Below are 2998 nucleotides of genomic sequence, written 5' to 3' on the forward strand. Positions count from 1 at the left end.
ACCTCCACCATGAAGAACAGCCCCGTGATTCCCATCGTCAGCGACACCAGCGTCCGCGCCTCCGCGATATCCCGCCGCAGCAGCCCCTCCGTCAGCAGGTGCACCGCGATCGCCGCCACTGCCAGCGCCACCGAAGCCGGGAGCGCCCAGCGCAGCACGTTCCGCGTGAAATCCCGGCCCGCGTCCGGCGGCGGCACACTGATCGAAATGAACACCGCCGGGATGCCCAGCGTCAGCAGCGCCGTGAGCGAACCGTGCCGCGGCAGGAACGGGAAATCCAGCCCCAGCATGTTCGTCGCCACGATAATCAGGTAGGCGTACAGGCTCTTCGCGATGAACAGCTTGCTCAGCCGCGCAGCGTTGCCCAGCACCGCCGTCGCCTCCTTCGCCCCCCGGATCAGCGCCACAAACGAATCGTTCAGCAGCACGATCCCTGCCACTGCCCGCGTCATCGACGTCCCGCTCTCCATCGATACGGCCACATCGGCCGCCCGCAGCGCCTGCACATCGTTCGCGCCGTCGCCCACCATCGCCACGAAGTGCCCGTTCTCCTTCAGCGCCTCGACGATTCGCGCCTTGAGCGCCGGCGTCACCCGCCCGAACACGCTGTGCTCCTCCACCGCCCGCAGGAAGGCCTCGCCCTCCAGCGGCTCGAGCTCCGGACCCCCCACCACGCCGCCCTTCAGCGAAATCCCCAGCTGCGCGATCAGCGCCCGCACCGTCTCCGGGTTGTCGCCGCTGATGATCTTGGGCTCGATCCCGAGCTGCTCCATCATCGCGAACGCCGAGCGCACCTCCGGCCGCAGCTCATCGCCCAGCGTCAGCAGGGCCAGCCCGCGCAGCGGACCCGGCCCGCCCTCTGGCCCCGGCAGCCGCTGCGCCTCCGCAAACACCACGCCGCGCAGGCCGTGCACGGCCGCCTCCCGGTAGGCCGACTCCAGCCCGGCAGCCTCCGGCCCGCAGTGCGGCAGCACCGTCTCCGGTGCCCCCAGCACGAACACCCGCACCTCGCCGTCCTTCTCCAGCCGCACCGCGCTCCAGCGCCGCTCCGAGTTGAACGGCACCGAGCCCGTCGGCCGCGCGAGGTTCGTCCGGTTGCCCAGCGCCTCCGCCAGTGCCTCCGCTGTCTTGCTCTCGTTCCGGCTGGCCGCTGCGAACGCCCCCAGCCACCCCTCGTACCCGTCCGTCCCCGGCGCCCAGCGCACCTCCCGCAGCGTCATGCGATTGGCCGTGATCGTCCCCGTCTTGTCGAGGCAAATCACGTCGGTGTAGTTCAGCGCCTCCACCGCGTTGATGTCCTGCACGATCGCCCCGGCTCGCGAAACCCGCACCGCGCCCACCGCGAAGGCCACCGTCATGCCCAGCAGCAGCCCCGTGGGCACCACCGTCGTCACCGTGGCTGTGGTCGCCTTCAGCGCGTCTGCCAGGCCACGGTCGTTCATCGTGTACTGGATCATCAGCGCCGCCGCCAGCACGCCGGTCGCGGTCAGCAGCACCCGCAGGATCCGCTTGAAGCGAATCTGCAGCGGCGTCAGCCGCTTCACCAGCTGCCGCGCGTCGGCCGTCAGCCGCATCGCGTACGCCTCCGCCCCCACCCGCTCGGCCACGTAGTAGCAATCCCCTGCGGTGCAGAAGCTCCCGCTCCGCAGCTCATCGCCCACCCGCTTCTGCACCGAATCCGACTCCCCCGTCAGCAGCGACTCATCGACCTCCGCCTCCCGCGCTGCCACCCGCCCATCCGCCACCACCTGGTCGCCCTTCTTCAGGTGCACGAGGTCGCCCTGCACCACATCCTCCGCCGCAATCTCCACCTCCACACCGTCCCGCACCACCATCACGTGCGGCGCCGTCAGCGCCCGCAGCTCGCGCAGCGTCCGTGTCGCCTTCAGCTCCTGCAGGGTCGCCACCAGTACGTTCGCAATGACCACCAGCCCGACGAAGATCCCGTCCTTGAACTCCCCGATCGCCAGCAGCGCCACGATCAGCGAGCCGAGGATCACGTTGAAGAACGTCAGGACATTCGCCCGGATGACGTCCGCATCCGTGCGGATGCCGCCCGGGTCCCGGTTCGAAAGCCCGGCCGCCGCCCGCGCCAGCGCCTCCGCCGACGTCAGCCCCCGCAGCGGAGCGCCATCGCCGAGCCCTGCCAGCCGTGGCTGTGCCGCCTGTGTCACGCCCTTAGCCTGACCGATCCGGCGCCGCCGCGAAAGCCCCCCGCGTTAACTATCGCCTAACATCTGGCACGGCATGATCCACCTGCGCTGAACAGCACGCCCCCTGCGCGGGCAGGCGCTACAAGGCGGCCAGCCGTCCCTCCAGCTGGCCGCCTTTCTTCATGCTCGAACCTGCCGGGCGCCCCGCGGCGCCCTCGCCTCACGCCTTCAGGCCAATGATCGAGAGCGAAATCAGCATCCCAATAAACACCCCGCACATCAGCGTCAGCCAGCCGATCGTCTTCCACATGGCGAACACCTCCTCTCGACGCCGGGCCGCTCCCGGCCACCCCGATCCTACCCCCGCACGCGCCCACACGCATCCCGTCCCGGGGCGCTACGATAGCGGCATGCCCCAACGAGCACGCCCCCGGTGAACGCTGTCATCCTCGCCGCCGGCGATGGCGGCCGCCTCGGCGCCCTCACCGCCGACCTCCCCAAGCCGCTCGTCCCCGTCGGCGGGCGCCCCCTCATCTCCTACACCCTCGATGCCCTCCGCGCCGCCGGCATCCAACGCGCCGCCGTCGTCCTCGGCTACCGCGCCGGCCAGCTCGGCGAAACCCTCGCCCGCGAACCCCACGGCCTCGAACTCGCCTTCCTTTATAATGCGCGCTTCCGCGAGGGCGCCTCCCTCTCCCTCCGCACCGCCCGCCAGTTCACCGGCAGCGATCCGTTCCTCCTCCTCATGGCCGACCACCTCCTCTCCGCGCCCATCCTCAGCCGCCTGGTCGAAGCCCGCTGCGCCGAACCGAACCCCGCCATCTCCTTCGTCGCCGCCGATACCC

At 70.5% G+C, this 2998-nt stretch carries 2 protein-coding genes; one reads left to right on the forward strand and one right to left on the reverse strand.

Annotated features, from left to right (window positions below; translation table 11 throughout):
* On the reverse strand, positions 1-2174 hold a 2174-nt coding region (locus VAE46_RS07440; protein ID WP_322796293.1), incomplete at its 3' end, for an HAD-IC family P-type ATPase.
* 412 nt (positions 2175-2586) lie between these two features.
* On the opposite strand from VAE46_RS07440, the gene VAE46_RS07445 reads away from it, so the two are divergent.
* Positions 2587-2998, forward strand: a 412-nt coding sequence (locus tag VAE46_RS07445) for an NTP transferase domain-containing protein (protein WP_322796294.1), incomplete at its 3' end; no start/stop codon positions are given.

It is taken from the genome of Tepidiforma sp. (assembly GCF_034433535.1).
Lineage (GTDB): Bacteria > Chloroflexota > Dehalococcoidia > Tepidiformales > Tepidiformaceae > Tepidiforma.